General features: G+C 29.5%; 17 protein-coding genes. 3 read left to right on the top strand and 14 right to left on the bottom strand.

Annotated features, from left to right (window positions below):
- Window positions 1-6: 6 nt before the first annotated feature.
- From I1A51_RS14395 to I1A51_RS14385, 3 genes are read right to left on the bottom strand one after another with little or no spacing between them, the layout of a single operon-like run.
- Complete coding sequence (locus I1A51_RS14395) at window positions 7-687, bottom strand: hypothetical protein (protein ID WP_196895102.1); 681 nt, start codon at window positions 685-687, stop codon at window positions 7-9.
- A gap of 5 nt (window positions 688-692) precedes the next feature.
- On the bottom strand, window positions 693-1,523 hold the full coding sequence (gene folP / locus I1A51_RS14390; RefSeq protein WP_196895100.1) for a dihydropteroate synthase: 831 nt from the start codon (window positions 1,521-1,523) through the stop codon (window positions 693-695).
- On the bottom strand, window positions 1,520-2,110 hold the full coding sequence (locus I1A51_RS14385; protein WP_196895098.1) for an LOG family protein: 591 nt from the start codon (window positions 2,108-2,110) through the stop codon (window positions 1,520-1,522). Before I1A51_RS14385 ends, folP begins: the two co-directional genes overlap by 4 nt.
- A gap of 67 nt (window positions 2,111-2,177) precedes the next feature.
- Here I1A51_RS14385 and I1A51_RS14380 point away from each other — a divergent pair, with 67 nt between their 5' ends.
- Both I1A51_RS14380 and I1A51_RS14375 read left to right on the top strand, forming a co-directional pair.
- Window positions 2,178-2,720 (top strand): DUF1599 domain-containing protein, encoded by a 543-nt coding sequence (locus I1A51_RS14380; protein WP_196895096.1) that lies wholly within the window; start codon window positions 2,178-2,180, stop codon window positions 2,718-2,720.
- 11 nt (window positions 2,721-2,731) lie between these two features.
- Window positions 2,732-3,700, top strand: coding sequence for a BT_3928 family protein (locus I1A51_RS14375; RefSeq protein WP_196895094.1), 969 nt, complete (start codon window positions 2,732-2,734; stop codon window positions 3,698-3,700).
- 201 nt (window positions 3,701-3,901) lie between these two features.
- On the opposite strand, the gene mnmD is transcribed toward I1A51_RS14375, so the two are convergent.
- Genes mnmD through I1A51_RS14360 form a run of 3 tightly spaced genes read right to left on the bottom strand, consistent with a single transcriptional unit; the run spans window position 3,902 to window position 5,535 of the window.
- Window positions 3,902-4,573, bottom strand: coding sequence for a tRNA (5-methylaminomethyl-2-thiouridine)(34)-methyltransferase MnmD (mnmD, locus tag I1A51_RS14370; protein ID WP_196895092.1), 672 nt, complete (start codon window positions 4,571-4,573; stop codon window positions 3,902-3,904).
- 6 nt (window positions 4,574-4,579) lie between these two features.
- Window positions 4,580-5,017: a hypothetical protein gene (locus tag I1A51_RS14365; RefSeq protein WP_196895090.1), complete on the bottom strand. Its 438-nt coding sequence runs from the start codon at window positions 5,015-5,017 to the stop codon at window positions 4,580-4,582.
- Window positions 5,017-5,535: a DUF4920 domain-containing protein gene (locus I1A51_RS14360; protein ID WP_196895088.1), complete on the bottom strand. Its 519-nt coding sequence runs from the start codon at window positions 5,533-5,535 to the stop codon at window positions 5,017-5,019. Before I1A51_RS14360 ends, I1A51_RS14365 begins: the two co-directional genes overlap by 1 nt.
- 134 nt (window positions 5,536-5,669) lie before the next feature.
- On the opposite strand from I1A51_RS14360, the gene I1A51_RS14355 reads away from it, so the two are divergent.
- Window positions 5,670-6,746: a branched-chain amino acid aminotransferase gene (locus I1A51_RS14355; protein ID WP_196895086.1), complete on the top strand. Its 1,077-nt coding sequence runs from the start codon at window positions 5,670-5,672 to the stop codon at window positions 6,744-6,746.
- 85 nt (window positions 6,747-6,831) lie between these two features.
- Here the strand turns inward: I1A51_RS14355 and metK are convergent, their stop codons facing one another.
- From metK to I1A51_RS14315, 8 genes are all read right to left on the bottom strand, one after another.
- Window positions 6,832-8,088, bottom strand: coding sequence for a methionine adenosyltransferase (gene metK / locus I1A51_RS14350; RefSeq protein WP_196895084.1), 1,257 nt, complete (start codon window positions 8,086-8,088; stop codon window positions 6,832-6,834).
- A 244-nt stretch (window positions 8,089-8,332) separates the two neighbouring features.
- Complete coding sequence (locus tag I1A51_RS14345; protein ID WP_196895083.1) at window positions 8,333-9,733, bottom strand: efflux transporter outer membrane subunit; 1,401 nt, start codon at window positions 9,731-9,733, stop codon at window positions 8,333-8,335.
- Window positions 9,734-9,736: 3 nt separating this feature from the next.
- The gene (locus I1A51_RS14340) at window positions 9,737-12,871 is read right to left on the bottom strand and encodes an efflux RND transporter permease subunit (RefSeq protein ID WP_196895082.1); all 3,135 of its coding nucleotides are present in this window, start codon (window positions 12,869-12,871) and stop codon (window positions 9,737-9,739) included.
- Between the two features lie 2 nt (window positions 12,872-12,873).
- Entirely contained in the window at window positions 12,874-14,022 is a 1,149-nt protein-coding gene (locus tag I1A51_RS14335; RefSeq protein ID WP_196895081.1) for an efflux RND transporter periplasmic adaptor subunit, read from the bottom strand.
- A 14-nt stretch (window positions 14,023-14,036) separates the two neighbouring features.
- On the bottom strand, window positions 14,037-14,459 hold the full coding sequence (locus tag I1A51_RS14330; protein WP_196895080.1) for a hypothetical protein: 423 nt from the start codon (window positions 14,457-14,459) through the stop codon (window positions 14,037-14,039).
- A gap of 54 nt (window positions 14,460-14,513) precedes the next feature.
- A complete protein-coding gene (locus I1A51_RS14325) occupies window positions 14,514-15,341 on the bottom strand; it encodes a glycerophosphodiester phosphodiesterase (protein ID WP_196895079.1) in 828 nt (275 codons plus the stop codon).
- An 89-nt stretch (window positions 15,342-15,430) separates the two neighbouring features.
- Window positions 15,431-17,497 (bottom strand): gliding motility protein RemB, encoded by a 2,067-nt coding sequence (locus I1A51_RS14320; RefSeq protein ID WP_196895078.1) that lies wholly within the window; start codon window positions 17,495-17,497, stop codon window positions 15,431-15,433.
- A gap of 86 nt (window positions 17,498-17,583) precedes the next feature.
- Window positions 17,584-18,159, bottom strand: coding sequence for an acyltransferase (locus I1A51_RS14315; RefSeq protein ID WP_196895077.1), 576 nt, complete (start codon window positions 18,157-18,159; stop codon window positions 17,584-17,586).
- Between the last annotated feature and the right edge of the window lie 9 nt (window positions 18,160-18,168).

Below are 18,168 nucleotides of genomic sequence, written 5' to 3'. Positions count from 1 at the left end.
ATGTTTTTATTCTAAAATAAATTCTGTTTCATTTATTTCTGTTCCAACTTTTGCAAACTTATCTGTATATATTTTAAAAGTTAAATATCTATCGTAAGAAATATTTTCTTCAAAAAATAAAGAGATCTTTGCTTTTTTCTTTGTTGGGTTTTTATCTAAAATTAATTGTAATTCTGATTTAAATGCTTCTTCCGATATCTTTTTATTTTGAATCGAAACTTCTTTTCTATCAATTAAAACTGGAACTTGATAAAAATTAGAATCCAATCTTGTTTTCACCAAATCTTCAAAAGAATTCTTTGTGTTCGTATATTTTGTATTCGTAAAATTCAAAAAACTCAATTTATTATCTTCTGAATTCGCATAACTAAAATAATTTCCAACACTATCTTTTACTTCATGCATTCCTTCTTCAAAATGCTTTGTTTTATACTTTTCTAAATCTTTGAAAATTTGCTTTAAAGTAAAACGCTTATCAATATTGAAAACCCAGTTTGTAGATTTTATCAAATTATTTTTATTCAAACTCACCAAAGTATCTTGTCCTTTCTCTTCGAAGAAAAACCAAATTTGTGAGTGATTTAAAATTTCTTCCTGTCCTTTTTCAGCAATTAAAGGAAGTTTAATTTCTTTTTTAGAACAACTTGTAAAAAAGATTACAAGAATTAAAAAACGAAATAGTTTCATAAAGTTTAGTTTTGATTATATAATTCCCAAATTTTAATCGCTTCAACGGCTTCTTTTACATCATGAACTCTCAAAATTGAAGCACCATTTTCTAAAGCCAAAGTATTTACAACAGTTGTTGCATTTAAAGCAGTTTGCGCAGTTCCTCCTAAAGGTTTATACAACATTGATTTTCTTGAAACACCTACTAATAAAGGTAATTCAAATGATTCAAAAAGTCGCATTTTTTTCAATAATTCATAATTATGTGAAATCGTTTTTCCAAATCCAAAACCAACATCTAAAATAATATCATTTACACCTTTTTCTAAGGCTTTTTTAACTTTTTCAGAAAAATAAAAAGTAATTTCTTTAATTAAATTATCGTAAGTAGGATTTTTCTGCATAGTTTGTGGCGTTCCTTTCATATGCATTAAAATATAAGGTACATCATATTTTGCTACAACATCTAACATTTCATCATCCATTACTCCACCAGAAATATCATTGATAATTGCTGCTCCAGCTTCCAAACAAACTTCCGCAACTTTACTACGAAAGGTATCAATCGAAATAATAATTTCAGGAAATTTCTCCACTAAAAGATTTACAATTGGAACAATTCGATTTATTTCTTCTTCTTCAGAAATATGTATTGCATTCGGACGTGATGAATATGCTCCAATATCAATAATTGTCGCTCCTTCCACTAACATTTTTTTCACTTGTGAAAGAATTGCTTCTGCATCTTTATATTTTCCTCCATCATAAAAAGAATCTGGAGTTAAATTTAAAATTCCCATCACAATTGGAGAATTCAAATCAATTAATTTTCCTTTACAATTAATGCTTCTCATTTTTCTTTTCTTACAGCAGTATCAATTACTTTACTTACTTTTTCAGCTTTATATGCATACATTTTCTCAATTAAATCTTCCAAAGAATCACTCACCAAAACCATATCTCTGTTTTGCTGACGAAGAAATCCTTCTTTTACCATCAAATCTAATTGTTCTAACATTGCATCATAAAATCCATTTGTATTTAAAAATCCTACAGGTTTTTCTTCAATCCCAAGTTGACCAAGTGTCAATGCTTCAAAAATTTCATCTAAAGTTCCAAATCCACCTGCAAGAGCAATATAACCATCCACTAATTTACTCATTTCAATTTTTCGTTGGCTCATTGTTTTAGTCACAATAATTTGAGAAACTTTATCATGAATAATTTCTTCATGACGCAACATTTCAGGAATTACTCCAATCGTATGACCATTTTTTTCATGAACAGCATCTGCAACTGTTCCCATCAAACCAATTTTTCCTCCACCATATACTAATCCAATATCATTTTTTGCAAAATAATTTCCTACTTCTTTTGCTACATCTGTATAAATTGTGTTAAAACCTTGGCTTGCTCCACAAAATACTGCTATCTTCTTCATTTATGAAAAACTTATATTTTTATAATCCTTAAATTTGTCCGAAATTTACGGAAATAATTAAAGCTATATGCAAAATACATCAGAACAATACGATAAAGTAATCGAAAAGTGTAGATCCTTATTCATAAATAAAATGTCTGATTATGGAAGTGCTTGGAGAATTTTAAGACTTCCTTCTTTGACAGATCAAATTTTTATCAAAGCGCAGCGAATTCGACAATTACAAGAAAGTAGTGTTCGAAAAGTAGATGAAGGAGAAGTGAGCGAATTTATCGGAATCATCAATTATTCTGTGATGGCTTTAGTACAATATGAAAAAGGCTATGCAAATGCTCCTGATTTAAATACAGAAGAAGCTACAGAATTATATGATAAGCATATTAAAATCACAAAAGAATTAATGGAAAATAAGAATCACGATTATGGGGAAGCATGGCGTGATATGCGAATTAGTTCTTTAACGGATTTGATTTTACAAAAGCTTTTAAGAGTAAAACAAATTGAAGATAATAAAGGTAAAACAATCGTTTCTGAAGGAATTGATGCAAATTATCAAGACATGATAAATTATGCTGTTTTTGCCTTAATATTACATGAAGAAAATAAATAAAACTATTAAACATGAAAATACTAGTACATTTAGCAAGACTCTTAGTAGGAGTAACTTTTATTTTTTCTGGATTTGTAAAATTGGTTGATCCTCTTGGATCTTCATACAAATTCCAAGAATATTTTAGCTCTGAAGTTTTAGATTTAGAATTTTTAATTCCTTATGCTTTACCTTTCTCCATCATTATGATTGTTGCAGAATTGGTTCTTGGAGTCATGTTACTTGTAGGATATTTGCGAAAGTTTACGGTTTGGAGTTTATTTATTTTAATGCTGATTTTCCTTTTCTTGACTTGGTATTCGGCTTATTATGATAAAGTAACAGATTGCGGATGTTTTGGTGATGCAGTAAAACTATCTACTTGGGGAACTTTCTATAAAAATGTTATTTTAATTGTATTTAATATCATTTTAATTGCAGGAGTAAAACATATTAAACCTCTTTTTGGAAAAGGTTTTGCCAGAATTGTAACTTTCCTTTCTTTAGTTGGTTCTTTATTTATTACTTATTATGTATTAAATCATTTACCAATTATCGATTTTAGACCTTATGCAATTGGTAAAAATATCACTGAAGGAATGACATATGTTCCTGGTTCAACAGAAGAACCGCCAATTCATGATTTCTCTTTAGAAACTGAGGAAGAAGATTTAACTGAAACCATTTTAAATCAAGATAAAGTGTTACTTGTTATTTCTTATGATATTTATAATAGCGATTTTGAAGGTTTTGAAAAAATTAAACCTATTGCTGATGAAGCAATTCAAAAAGGATATCATGTTTATGGAGTTTCAGCAAGTCCATCAGAGGAAACTTTAGAAATTAAAGAAGATTATGATTTACCTTTTAATTTCTTATTTGCAGATGAAACTACTTTAAAAACAATCATTCGTTCGAATCCTGGAGTAATCGAACTTCAAAAAGGAACAGTTGTTGGAAAATGGGCATGGAAAGATGTTGACAATGTTTTTAAGAAATAAACTTTCTTAAAATTCAAAATATAAAAAAAGGTATTCTTTAACTATGAAGAATACCTTTTTCTTTTTAAAATTACTTCCCAAAGAAAGCTTTTATTAAACTATCTGCGTTGAACAGTAAGTATATAATAATTGCCAAAAGTGCCAATAATAAAATTAAACGTTTATTATTCGGCTGTTTTCTCTGGTTCATTCTTCCAAATTTCATTTTATATCACTTTTTATTCCTCTTAACATTTCTCTTTTCCCTGGAGGTCCAGGAAGTTTTTCAACTAAAAAACCTACAGCTTGCATTGCTCTACGAACACTTCCTTTTGCAGAGTAAGTTACTAATATTCCATCTTTTTTAAGAGCTTTAAACATTTTTTCAAATATTTGTTCTGTCCATAATTCAGGTTGAACTCTAGCTCCAAAAGCATCAAAATAAATCAAATCAAAAGTATTTTCAACTGAAATATCTTGAAACTTCTTTTCTTGTTTTTCTAAATCGAATTTTTCTGAAATCTCCTGTTTTTCATTCCAAGAAACAGCATGAATTTTCGTAAAAATAGAAGCAATATTTTCAGCTTCTAATATTTCAGGATAATTTAATTCAAAAACGATAGAATTTGCAACAGGATAAGCTTCTACACCAGTATAATGTATTTTTTTATTATTTTTTAAACTTTCTAAATACGTTATAAAACAATTCAACCCAGTTCCAAAACCAATTTCAAGAATCGAAATTTCATCTAAGTTACAAATTTCTAATCCATGTTTGATAAAAACATGATATGCTTCTTGAATTGCTCCATGTTTTGAATGGTATTGTTCATTCCATTCTGGAATATGAATTGTTGTAGATCCATCTCCCGTCTTAATAATCTTTCTCTCCAAAATAATCTACTTTATTAAAAGTTTTCTGATTCTAGGAATTGGTCCTGAACACTTTCTTTTATGACAAGCAATACACGTTTGAACAGCCATGTTATAATTTTCCTTTACATTTTCTGCTGTAGAATTGTATAATTTCTTTTCATTTTCGATGTAAATTTTCGCAAATGAATCAAATTCGTCATCCTTATCTGAAGGTGTTGTCAATTCTGCTGTATGAATATTTAAATAAACTTTCGGAAAAACAGTTGGAACTTCACCTTTTAAAATTTGTTCTTTTACAACTTGGTGTTTTTCCAACATATTTCGCATAAGCAAAGCCATATCTGAAGGTTGATACATTTCAAATTCTGACAAAGCTTCTTCCGAAATTGATTCTTTTTTTACTTCTTCTTTACAAGAAATAAAGAAAAGAGAAATGATTAATAACTGAAAAAAGTTCTTCATTAGTTTCTTAAAATTACTCCATCAGCTTCAAATGCTAATGTTCTTTTTGGTTCTGTAATTGCTGCAATTTCATCTTCAGATTTCCCAGCATCTTTTGCATAATGTTTTAATTCATCAACAGAAATTTCAGTAACGAATGCTTTTCCGTTTACAGTAATTTCTTTGTTTTCCGAATTTAATGGTAAAAAGAATCCGTAATCTTTAAAACGAATCATCGCTTCTGTATTATCATCTAAAGCAACTTTTGCCCAACATCCTTTTTTCTTACAAACTGATTTCACTATAGAACTAAATTTCACATCAATTGTATCACCAGTTTTTAAATTGTTGTATTTTTCAAACATTGCAGCTTGAGAAATTGTTCCATCTGTATTAATCTTCTCTCCAAAAAATGCTTCTTTTTTAGGAGCTTCTTGTGTTTTTTCTACTGGAGTTTCATTTTTATTATTCTCCGACTTGTTTGAGTTACAAGCTGCAAGAAGCAAAATTGAACTTAGGAATAAAATGCTTTTTTTCATTTTTTTCGTTTTAAAATTAAAAATATTGCAAAGATAAAAATCTTAATTATCTCCTAAAAGAAGAATATAACTTAAATTTGGCCTAAAATTTATGATTATTTAGTTATTTTTGTGCAACTAATAAACACAACTTTATGACAACGAATACTCCTACCAACATTCATGTTGAAAAAATAGCTAAATCAAAGATTTCTGAAGTCGATTTTTCCAATTTATCTTTCGGTCAAGTTTTCACAGATTATATGTTTGAGTGTGAATATAAAGATGGAAAATGGCAAAATCCAGAGATTAAACCTTACGGACCAATTTCATTAGATCCATCTGCAAAGGTTTTCCATTATGGACAAGCTGTTTTTGAAGGAATGAAAGCGTATAAAGATGTAGAAGATAAAATTTGGTTATTCAGACCAGCGGATAATCATAAACGTATAAATATTTCAGCTGAAAGACTTGCAATGCCAGCTTTCCCTGAAAACTTATTTTTCGAAGGATTAAATAAACTTTTAACTTTAGATAAAGAGTGGATTCGTAAAGAAGAAGGAAGTTCATTATACATCCGTCCTTTTGTTATTGCAACAGAATCAGGTGTGACTGCTTCTCCATCTACATCTTATAAATTTCTTATTATTTGTTCTCCAGCACAATCTTATTATGCAGGAGAAGTAAGAGTTTTATTCGCAGAAAAATTTAGCCGTTCAGCAAACGGTGGTGTTGGATTTGCTAAAGCAGCAGGAAACTATGCTTCACAATTTTATCCAACACAATTAGCTTTAGAAAAAGGATACCAACAAATTATTTGGACAGATGCTTGTAATCACGAATATTTAGAAGAAGCAGGAACAATGAATGTTTTCTTCCGTATTGGTGACAAATTAATTACTGCTCCAACAAATGATAGAATTTTAGATGGAATTACTAGAAAAAGTATCATTAAATTAGCAGAGCATAAAGGTATTGAAGTAGAAATAAAAAATGTTACAGTGAAGGAAATTGTAGAAGCTGCTCAAAAAGGAGAACTTTTAGAAATGTTCGGAACTGGAACTGCTGCTGTTATTAATCCAATTAAAGGATTCGGATATCAAGAAAAAGATTACGAATTACCTGTTGTAGAAAACAGCTATGCTTCTATGTTTAAACAAGAATTAACTGCAATTCAACAGAATAAAGCAGAAGACATTTTCGGTTGGAGATATCAAGTAATTGAAAAATAAAATCGAATTTTCTTTTATAGTAAAAAATCCCATTTTCAAATTGCTGAGAATGGGATTTTTATTTTGTTCTATCTGTTTGTATTTCTTAGATACTAAAAGATTCTTTTACTTGCTCTACAAAATCTAATTTTTCCCAAGTAAATGTTTCTACTTCTTTTGTTACAGTTTCTCCTGTTGGACTTGTGAAAGTTACATTTTTCACTTCAGAATTTCTTCCCATATGTCCGTAAGCAGCCGTTTCTAAATAAATTGGATTACGTAATTTTAAACGTTTTTCAATTGCAAAAGGACGCATATCAAAAATTTGCTCTACTTTTTCTGCAATTTCACCATCAGTTAAATTTACTTTTGAAGTTCCATAAGTATTTACATAAATTCCCATTGGTTCTACAACTCCAATCGCATAAGAAACTTGTACTAAAACCTCATCAGCAACACCAGCTGCAACTAAGTTTTTAGCAATATGACGTGTTGCATAAGCTGCTGAACGATCTACTTTACTTGGATCTTTTCCAGAAAAAGCTCCACCTCCGTGTGCTCCTTTTCCTCCATAAGTATCAACAATAATCTTACGACCAGTCAATCCTGTATCTCCATGTGGTCCACCGATTACGAATTTTCCAGTTGGATTAATATGATATTTAATATCATCACCAAATAAAGCTTGAATTTCTGCTGGTAATTTTGCTTTGATTCTTGGAATTAAAATATTGATAATATCTTCTTTGATTTTATCTAACATTCTTTCCTCATCCGTATCAAATTCATCATGCTGTGTAGAAACAACAATTGCCTCAATTCTTAAAGGCTTATTATCATCACCATATTCAATTGTAACCTGAGATTTTGCATCTGGTCTTAAATAAGTGATTTCTTTATTCTCTCTACGTAATTCAGCTAATTCTCTTAATAATAAATGAGATAAATCTAAGGCTAAAGGCATGTAGTTTTCTGTTTCATTCGTTGCATAACCAAACATCATTCCTTGGTCTCCTGCACCTTGCTCTTCTTCTGAAGCTCTATCTACTCCTCTATTAATATCTTCTGATTGCTCATGAATTGCAGAAAAAACTCCGCAAGAATGGCTATCAAATTTATATTCACTCTTCGTATATCCTATTTTTTTAATAGTCTCTCTTGCAATATTCTGAACATCTAAATAGGTTTTAGATTTCACTTCTCCGGCTAAAACTACTTGTCCAGTAGTAACTAAAGTCTCACATGCTACTTTTGAATTCGGATCAAAAGCCATGAAATTGTCGATTAATGCGTCTGATATTTGGTCAGCGATTTTATCTGGATGTCCCTCAGAAACAGATTCTGAAGTAAAAAAATATGACATAGTTATCTATTCTCTTTTTAAATTGAATTAATAAGTAAGATTTGAATTGATTGGTCGTTAAAGGAAGTAAAATCATACTGCTTTAGCGTTTTTTTTATGAGGTTGCAATCAGTTCAAATCTTTCCTCCGTAATTTGTTTGATGCAAATTTATAAAACTAATTTTTAATTAGTTCACTTTTTTTCATAATATTTACTTAACATACGATAGATTTTATAAATATCATAATTCTCTAAGAATTAAGTTTATAAACTTCCTCCACCTAACGCTTGATATAATGTAATAATAGCATTTATTTTTTGGTATTCTGTATTGATTTTATTCAATTCTGCGGTGAGCATTAAATTATTAGAAGTTAATACCTCTAAATAATTTGCTAAACCATAAATCAATAATTCTTCTGAATATTCTGTAGCTTTATTCAAAACTTCTACTTCTTTTTCTAACAAAATTAATTTCTCTGATTCTATTTCATATTCTAACAAAGCATCCGAAACTTCTTTTCCTGCTGTTAAAATTGTTAGTTTATAATTATATAATGCTTGTCTTCTTTGTGCTTGACTTACTTCATATTGTGCTTTTATTTTTCTTTGGTTAAAAACTGGCTGTGCTAATCCTGCAACCATATTTACAAAAAGCGAATTTACATCAAACCAAGTATCAAATTCCAAACTTTGAAATCCTCCTGTAGCTGAAATTGTAAAAGATGGATAAAAATTTGCTCTAGAAACATTTTCCATCTCAAACATTTGAACTAATTGATATTCTGCTTGTACAACATCTGGTCGATTTCTCAATAATTGTGCTGGATAACCAATTTTCAAATCCGTAGGAATTTCTTGATTATTTAAAGTTCCTCGTTCTATTTCTTGTGGTCTTTTTCCTAATAATATACTTAAAGTATTTTCCAAAAGTTGGATGTTTTTTGTCAATTCAAAAAGCATCACTTCTGCTTCATAAACTTGTGCTTCACTTTGTAAAACTGCAACTTCTGTTTGTTCACCTGCTTCTTTTAAAACTCGCATTGTTTCCAAATTCTGCTTTCGATTTTCCAAACTTTGTTCTGTTACTTTTAATTGTGCATCAAAAGCTAATAATTGATAATAGGATGAGGCAATAGAACTAATTAATTTCGTTTTGACTAAACGATATCCTGCATTCGATGCTAAAAAAGAAGCAAATGTTGCTCTTCTGTTACTTCTAATTTTTCCCCAAATATCTGCTTCCCAAGAAACACTTCCACTTAATTCAAATTGCTCAAACAAAGCACCTGAAGATGATAAAAAAGAATTTTGTCCATTTTTAGAAATAAAAGAAAAACTTCCATTTGCATTTACAGTTAATTCTGGTAAATATCCAGAACGCCCCTGATTATAATAGGCTTCAGCAGCCAATACATTTTCTAAAGCAATTTTTATATCAAAATTATTATGAAGTGCAGAATCAATTAATTTTTGTAAATGTTTGTCTTTAAAAAAATCTTTCCATTCAATCGTTCCAATTGTTAATGAATCTGATTCTTTAAAATTTCTATATAAATCTTCTGTTTCAATTTCTGGTCGTTCATACGTTTTTGCTACAAAACAAGAAGTCATCAAAACAGAAACTAAAATAATCACCAATATTTTCTTTATTTCTTTTCTCATTTTCTAAGCATTTTCAGGATTATCATATTTCTTTTTAGAAAATCGTTCTTGCAAACTTTGAAACAAGACAAATAAAACAGGAATTACAAAAACTCCGAAAACTGTTCCAATAAACATTCCTCCAACAGCAGCCATTCCAATAGATTGATTTCCGACAGCTCCAACTCCTGTAGAAAAAGCTAATGGAAATAAACCAAAAATAAAAGCGAAAGAGGTCATTAAAATCGGACGAAGACGAACTTTTGATCCTTCTACAGCTGCTTCCACAATAGGCATTCCATGTCTCCTTCTTTGAATTGCAAACTCCACAATCAAAATGGCATTTTTAGCTAAAAGACCAATCAGCATAATTAAAGCAATTTGGAAATAAATATTATTTTCTAAACCTACAAAATTGATAAATCCGATTGCTCCTGCAACTCCAACTGGTAAAGAAAAAATAACAGAAAGTGGTAAAATATAACTTTCATATTGTGCACTTAAAAGGAAATACACAAAAAGTAAACTTAGAGCAAAAATGATTAAAGATTGATTTCCTGTTGCAATTTCTTCTCTAGTAATTCCAGAATAATCGTAAGCGTAAGTTGAAGGTAAATGTTCTGCTGCAACTTCTTCTACAACTTTTACAGCATCTCCAGAACTATAACCTTTATTTGGAATTCCATTCACAGAAACAGAATTCAATAAATTAAATCGTTGTACTGTTTCTGGTCCATATACCTTTTTAAAATTTACAAATTCTGTAATCGGAACTGAATTTTCTCCATTATTTACAAAAATTGAGTTTAACGATTCTAATTTTGCTCTTTCTTCAGGTTTTGCTTGTAATAAAACACGGTATTGTTTTCCAAATTTATTAAAATTAGAAACATACAATCCACCTAAATATCCTTGAAGTGTTCCAAAAACCTGACGAACATCTAAATTGGCATCTTTAATTTTATTTACATTTACTTCTAATTCGTATTGTGGAAAATTTGGATTAAAAGCTGTAATTGCATATTGAATTTCTGGTCTTTCATTTAAAGCTAATAGAAATTCATCTGTAACTTCACTTACTTTTTGCCAATCATCAGTTCCTGTTTTATTTTGAATTTTAAGCTCAAATCCGTTTGCATTTCCAAAACCTTGTACACTTGGAGGTGTAAAAAATAGAATTCTAGCATTTGGTATAGGAAATGTTTTTTGAAATAATTCTCCTACAACTGCATCAACAGTTTCATTATCATTTTTCCGTTTTGAAAAATCTTGAAGTTTTAAAACCGAAAAAGCATAAGAACTTCCATTTCCACCATTCAAAAGACTAAATCCAGTAATATTCATTCTTTCTTCAATAATATTCATGGATTTATAAATAGAATCTAATTCTTGAATAACTTTTTCTGTTTGGTGTAAAGTTGTTCCAGGAGGCATTGTAACATCTGCGAAAATTATTCCTCTATCTTCTGTTGGAATAAATCCTTGAGGTGTTTTTACAAATAAGATTATTGCAATAAAAATAAATACAAATAAACCAAAAATTGGAATTGCTTTTTTCTTTAATAAGAAATGAATAATTCGTTGGTAAAGTTCTAAACACCATTCAAAAAATCGATTGAAAAGATCGAAGAATCGGTTTAAAATATTTTTTTTCTTTTTTAAATTATGAACATCTTTTAAGAATAATGCACATAAAGCTGGACTTAAAGTCAAAGCATTTACAGCGGAAATAAGAATTGCAATTGCTAAAGTTATCGCAAACTGTTTATAGAAAACTCCCGCAGGACCTTGCAGAAAAGAAGTTGGAACGAAAACAGCTGCCATTACCAAAGTAATTGAAATAATTGCTCCAGTAATTTCTTTCATTGCTTCTAAAGTAGCTTCCATAGGAGGTTTTCCTGTTGTTTCCATTTTTGCATGCACAGCTTCTACAACAACAATCGCATCATCTACTACAATTCCAATTGCTAAAACCAAAGCAAAAAGTGTCAATAAATTTATGGTAAAACCAAAAGCTTCCAAGAAGAAAAATGTACCAATAATTGCAACGGGAACAGCAATAGCTGGGATTAAAATCGAACGTAAATCTTGAAGAAAAAGAAAAACAACGATAAAAACTAAAAAGAAAGCTTCAATCAAAGTTTGAACCACATGGTCCATAGAAGCATCTAAGAAATCTTTTACATTATAAGGAATTACATATTTAATTCCTGTAGGAAAATCCGCTTGACTTTCTTCTAAAATATTTTCAATATCTAAAATAATTTGTTGCGCATTAGAACCAGAAGTTTGAAAAACACCAATCGCAACACTTGGATATCCCATTGCTTGATTGTTCGTTCCATAATTAAAAGCACCTAGTTCTACTTCTGCAATATCTTTAATTCGTAAAAAATTATTTCCAACTGCTTTAACAATGATATTTTCATATTCAGAAACCTCATCAAATTGTCCTTTATATTTTAATACATATTCAAAAACACCATCGGCATTTTCACCAACTTTTCCTGGTGCAGCTTGAATATTTTGTTCGTTTAATGCATTTTGAACATCTTCAGGAGTAATTCCGAAGTTTGCCATTTTTTTAGGAGAAAGCCAAATTCGCATCGCATAATCTTTTGCTCCAAAAACAGTAACTTGTCCAACTCCATCGACTCTTTGTAATTTAGGAACAACATTAATTTTCACATAATTCTGAACAAAAATTCCATCTAAATCTGGATTTTCAGAATAAAAAGACAAAAACATCAATGCACTTGTTTGACTTTTTTCAGTGGTAACTCCAGTCTCAATTACTTCTTGAGGAAGATTACTTGTTGCTTTAGAAACTCTATTTTGAACATTTACAGCAGCAATATCAGGATTTGTTCCTAATTTAAAATACACTGTAATATTTGCAGAACCATCATTACTAGAAGAAGAAGTCATGTAAGTCATTCCTTCTGCTCCATTAATTTCCTCTTCCAAAGGAGTTACGACACTATTTAAAACTGTTTCTGCATTTGCTCCCAAATAATTCGCAGAAACTTGAACAGTTGGTGGTGCAACTTCAGGATATTGTTCAATTGGAAGTGTGGTAAGACCAATTAATCCTAATATTAAAATAATAATAGAAATTACGGTGGAAAGTACAGGTCTATGAATGAAGATTCTTAACATTTCTACTGTGGTTTAGTGTTTTCTTTCTTTTCTAATTTTTCTTCTTCACTTTTTGTCACAGGCATAATTTTCATTCCTTTGTGAAGTTTACTCACATTTTCTAGAACAATAATATCTCCTTTATTCAAACCATTAGTAACTATATAATAATCACCATAAACATCATTTGTAGTAATTGCAACAGGATTTACTGTATCATCTTTTTCAACAACATAAACAAATGTCTTATTTTGCAAATCGTATGTTGCTATTTGTGGAACAAGTAAAATACTATCTTGTTGAATTGGCATTTGGATTTTTCCGCTACTTCCACTTTTTAAAATGTGATCTTTATTTACAAATAAAGCTTTCACTTCAACTCCACCAGTTTCTTGATTTATTTGCCCTCCAATTGTAATAATTTCACCTTGCTCTTTAAATTTATTTCCATCAGCTAAAAGCAAATCTACTTCTGGTAATTTTTGTAGAAGTTCTTCATAATCTTTCGCAGGAAATTTATTTCGAAGTTGCAATAAATCTTTTTCATTAATTGTAAAAATCACACGCAATGAATCAATATCAGAAACCACTGTTAAAGGATCCACTTCACCTCTTCCAACCAAAGAACCAATTCTATAAGGAAAATTTCCTAAAACACCATCAATTGGACTTTTAATAATAGAAAAATCCAAATTCTCTTTTGCTTGATGATAATTTGCTAAGGCTTGATTTAATTGTGATTTTGCAGCTTCATAATTACTAATTGCAGTATTTAACTGAACTCTACTAATAATATCTTTTTCAACTAAAGGTTCTAATTTTTCAACTTCAATCAAAGCAACTTTTTCATTGGATTCTGCTGCTTTCACCAAAGCTAATGCAGCTTCTACTTGTTGAAGTAAAAGAGGGGTACTCAGTTTAAATAACACATCTCCTTTCTTTACAATTTCCCCCTCAGTTGCTATTACTTCTGAAATATATCCTTCCACTTGTGGACGAATTTCGATATCTAAAATTCCCTCAATATTTACAGGGTATTCAATATAAGTTGTAACATTTTCTGGCTGTAATTCTTCAACTAAATATGGCAAAGCACCTGCCATTTGATTTTCTTGCTTTTTCTTACAAGAAAATAAAACAATCAAAATCAGAAATGGAATGAGATAACGCATAATTTGAATTTTGATTAATCTTTAAAAAAATGAATAAATGAATCTTTTAAATTCCATGTAATTTCATCCGAAAACTCAATATGAAGTTTCAATTTATTTTCATGATGTTGAATGTGTTCTTCTATTTCTTTTCTGTGAAGAAGAATAACAACTTTTCCAGAATGTTTATGTTCTGATTCAAAGATTTTATTTTCGTTAAATTCACAAATCCAATGCGAATTAATATCACTTTCATTAAATACAAATTCCATTGTAGGAACACTGTATAAATCTCCTTTTTTTAATTTTTGAAAATCGAATATGATTCTGCTGAAACCTTCGTGTAGATGAAGTGTATTTTCTTCAAAGCCTAATTCTTCAAAGTAAATCACTCCTTTTGGTTTCTCATCAAAGAATATTGTAATTTCCCCAACTTCTATATCCAAATAAATCCCCATTACAATCCATTTTAATTGATAATCTTTAAGGGGTTAATATGTTATTTATGGAGATTAATATCCACCATCTCCACCATTTTCTTCCTCTAATTCTTCTTGAGAAATTCTTTCATAAAATTTTTGTTGAATCCAATATGGACGATTTGTCGTAATTCCATCAACTCCCATTTCTCTTAAAGTCCAAGCCTGATTCGCATCATCAACTGTATAACACCAAACTAAGAATTCACCTTTATCCATAATTGTGATTAATTCTTGTGTTACCACTTTATAATGCACATCAACACCATCCAAATTACATTCTTTAATTTGAGGGAATTTTAAATAAACATCTTCTAAAGAATATGAAAGATATAATGCTGGAATTTCGCTATAAATTTCTTTTAATAAACAAAGTGTTTCCATGTGAAAAGAAATAAAAGCTAATTCTCCTTTTCTCCAATGATTTTTAAGAATTTCTTGTAAAGGCTCTACAATTTCTTGACCTTCTTTTGATTCAATTACAAGTAATTTATCTTCTGGTAAAATGTCTAAAATTTCTTCCAATAACGGAATCTTTTCACCTTTAAAATAATCAGAATTTGTATCAGTTAAAAGAATTGTCAAATCCTTTAATTCATCATATGTAGATTCAGAAACCTCTTTATCAACTCCAGTAAGTCTTTTTGTATTTTCATCATGAAATACAATAATCTTTTTATCTTTTGTCAAACGCACATCTACTTCTACAACTTGAAAACCTAAACGCCAAGCCATCTCTACAGATGCTTTTGTATTTTCAGGCGCAATATAAGAAGCACCACGATGCGCAATTAAACTAACTTGTCCTTTCATCATAAATGTAGAAAAAAGCAAAACAGTAAAGCATATTAATTTTCTCATTATAAGCGATTTTATATGTTACAAAACATCACTTATAAAAATACAACTATTTATTTCAAAAAATAAGCTAACTAACTGTTAATTAAGAATTAAAAATCAAAATACCAATCAAAAATGTCTGCTCTTAAACCAAAATTAAGCCAAACAGTATTTCCTTGTTCATAACCTTCAACAGGAGCATCAGAGTCGAAATTACGTAGTATAACACCTCCATACAATTTCAAATTTGTTGCAGGATTTACAACATATCCAACTTGTAAATCAGCTGTATAAATTTGAGCTTTATTTCCTTGTCCAATTTCATTTCCATAGTCATCTAAACGCTCTTCAACATAACTTCTGTAAATATTTCCACCATAATTTTTGTCATTTACGGCTTCATCAAAATCAAATCCTTTTTCTCCAATACTTAATTTCCCATTTACATACCATCTATTTTTTGTATATCGAACAATTCCAACAGCTTCCTTGAAATTTGCTCCCCAAGGATGCGCTAAAGCTTGGTTTTTATGCCCATAATTTAAGATGACATTTTTATGAGAATATGTATAAGGGCGCACCACATTTAATTCTCCTTGTAAATAAAGATTTTTAATATTGAAAGCATCATATAATTTTCCTCCAAATTGGAAACCTAATTTATTTCCCCAATAACCATTGTTTTTTATGATTTCTTTTACTGTAAATTCATCTACTAACAATTGCCCGTATAAGGTCAATTTTCTATTCTTTCCTATTTTTAGTTTTGAAGTTAAACCTAGTAAAGCATTTCCACTTCTTGGACCAGTAGCAAACTCAATAGCACGAGAAAAAATAATAGGATTTATATAATTAAAATCAAATCCTCTTTTATTTGTATTATCCCAAACAGCAGCTTCAAATAAACCAATATTCCAATCTTTTGTAACATTTAAACTTAAATAATGAAGCGCCATAAATTTTTGTCCATAAACACCTCCTTCAGAAGCTTCAGAAGTTACATCATGTAAAGACATCCAAAGATTAGTGTATTTTAATCGCCAAAAATTCGTGTTAATTTTAAAATATGTATAAGGGGAAGAATTATCTGAAAGAAGTAAAGAACGATAACCATCTCCGATAAAATTCTTACCAGTTCCGAAAGTAAAATCGAAATATTTATTTAAAGAATAAGTAAGGTAAGCTTCTGCAACAGGATAATCAAAACCATCTTCGCCAAATTCTTTACCAACACCTCTTCCAGGAACAATTCCAGGATTAAATCCATCCGCTTTTAAATAACGAGCATAAGAATCTACATATTTAGCAAAACGTCCTTGTGATTCATAGAAAATAGTATAAAAGTTAAATCCTTTTCCTAAACCTCCTTCAATTTGAAGCGCTCTTGTGTTGTTGTATGTATAACTATAGTTCGTATTTTTATCTTTTCCTAATTGTAAATCGACCAAGAAATCGACATTAAACCAATAATCTTTTTTATTTACAGTAGCTAAATGTTCATTCCAAAGTTTTCTTCCAAACCAACTTTTTTTCTTTTTCAATAAAGGCGAAACTTGTGCATTAAAATCTACATATTTTTTAGCATAATTGAAAGAATAAGGTTTAGAACCAGAATGAGAATTATCATCTTGATTCAAATAATATTCATATTGGTCATATCTGCTATGAACTAATGGAATTAAAATATTACTATTAAATTCTCGATAAATTGGTGTCGTATCTTTTTTCTGTAATACATCTTGTATAGCAATTTTTTCAGATTCTGTTTTAGAAAATTGTCCATCCACAGTTGGAAAAACAGCAGGTAAAACAAAACGCATTTCTACAGAAGTATCATGAAGTGTTGCTGGAGTAACTTTTGGAAAAGTTTTGAAAGCAGTTTTAATTTCCTCCTTAAACTTTTCGTTATTTGTGTTACTATAAATTACTTTAAAATTTCCTTCATTTGTAACGATAAAAACAATGTTTGTTTTTCCTTTAAAATCTAGAATAGAAGCATTTTCCTTTTCTAAATTTTGAATAAAAAGCATTTCAACTTCATTTGTAAAACAATCTTTTAAATCAACTTCATTTTTATTTTCACAAACAGAAAATGTAGGATATTTCTCTTCTTGTGCATGTGTTTTAATTGTAAAAAATACAGCACAAATTAATATATAAAGTAATTTTTTCTTCATGTGTTGGGGTTATTTCTATACCAAAAATCATCATGAATTTTTATTATAAAAACTCAGGATGACTTTTCTTTTTTTGTATAACTAACTTATTTTACTCTAGTTACAACGTTATTTTCTAATAAATATTCTTGTTTACTCTCTGGGCAAATAGCAATTCCTTCTTCATTAAATTCTAAACGATGTCCATATTCTCCTACCCAACCAATTTGTTTCGACGGATTACCTACAACTAAAGCATAATCAGGAATATCATTTATAACAACAGCTCCTGCTCCAATAAAACAATATTTTCCTAATGTATTTCCGCAAACAATTGTAGCATTTGCGCCAATACTTGCTCCTCTTTTCACAAGAGTTTGCATATATTCTGTTCTTCTTACTACTGCACTTCTAGGATTAATTACATTCGTAAATACCATAGAAGGACCCAAAAACACATCATCATCACATTTTACTCCTGTGTAAATAGAAACATTGTTTTGTACTTTTACATTATTTCCAAGAATTACATCTGGAGAAATCACAACGTTTTGACCTATGTTGCATTTTTTTCCAATTACGCTATTCGGCATAATATGACTAAAATGCCAAATTTTAGTATTTTCTCCAATTTGGCATCCTTCGTCAATTACTGCAGTTTCATGTGCAAAAAATAAACTCATTTATATTTT

Source organism: Aureivirga marina, from assembly GCF_015767265.1.
Taxonomy (GTDB): Bacteria; Bacteroidota; Bacteroidia; order Flavobacteriales; family Flavobacteriaceae; genus Aureivirga; species Aureivirga marina.
This window is presented reverse-complemented; position numbering and strand designations above follow the sequence as displayed.

Coding starts and splice junctions, on each gene's coding strand:
- I1A51_RS14315 (WP_196895077.1), bottom strand. CDS start 18,159: ATGAGTTTATTTTTTGCACATGAAACTGCAGTAATTGACGAAGGATGC.
- I1A51_RS14395 (WP_196895102.1), bottom strand. CDS start 687: ATGAAACTATTTCGTTTTTTAATTCTTGTAATCTTTTTTACAAGTTGT.
- I1A51_RS14385 (WP_196895098.1), bottom strand. CDS start 2,110: ATGAAGAAGATAGCAGTATTTTGTGGAGCAAGCCAAGGTTTTAACACA.
- folP (WP_196895100.1), bottom strand. CDS start 1,523: ATGAGAAGCATTAATTGTAAAGGAAAATTAATTGATTTGAATTCTCCA.
- I1A51_RS14360 (WP_196895088.1), bottom strand. CDS start 5,535: ATGAAAAAAAGCATTTTATTCCTAAGTTCAATTTTGCTTCTTGCAGCT.
- I1A51_RS14320 (WP_196895078.1), bottom strand. CDS start 17,497: ATGAAGAAAAAATTACTTTATATATTAATTTGTGCTGTATTTTTTACA.
- I1A51_RS14335 (WP_196895081.1), bottom strand. CDS start 14,022: ATGCGTTATCTCATTCCATTTCTGATTTTGATTGTTTTATTTTCTTGT.
- I1A51_RS14375 (WP_196895094.1), top strand. CDS start 2,732: ATGAAAATACTAGTACATTTAGCAAGACTCTTAGTAGGAGTAACTTTT.
- I1A51_RS14345 (WP_196895083.1), bottom strand. CDS start 9,733: ATGAGAAAAGAAATAAAGAAAATATTGGTGATTATTTTAGTTTCTGTT.
- I1A51_RS14325 (WP_196895079.1), bottom strand. CDS start 15,341: ATGAGAAAATTAATATGCTTTACTGTTTTGCTTTTTTCTACATTTATG.
- I1A51_RS14355 (WP_196895086.1), top strand. CDS start 5,670: ATGACAACGAATACTCCTACCAACATTCATGTTGAAAAAATAGCTAAA.
- I1A51_RS14380 (WP_196895096.1), top strand. CDS start 2,178: ATGCAAAATACATCAGAACAATACGATAAAGTAATCGAAAAGTGTAGA.
- metK (WP_196895084.1), bottom strand. CDS start 8,088: ATGTCATATTTTTTTACTTCAGAATCTGTTTCTGAGGGACATCCAGAT.
- I1A51_RS14330 (WP_196895080.1), bottom strand. CDS start 14,459: ATGGGGATTTATTTGGATATAGAAGTTGGGGAAATTACAATATTCTTT.
- I1A51_RS14365 (WP_196895090.1), bottom strand. CDS start 5,017: ATGAAGAACTTTTTTCAGTTATTAATCATTTCTCTTTTCTTTATTTCT.
- I1A51_RS14340 (WP_196895082.1), bottom strand. CDS start 12,871: ATGTTAAGAATCTTCATTCATAGACCTGTACTTTCCACCGTAATTTCT.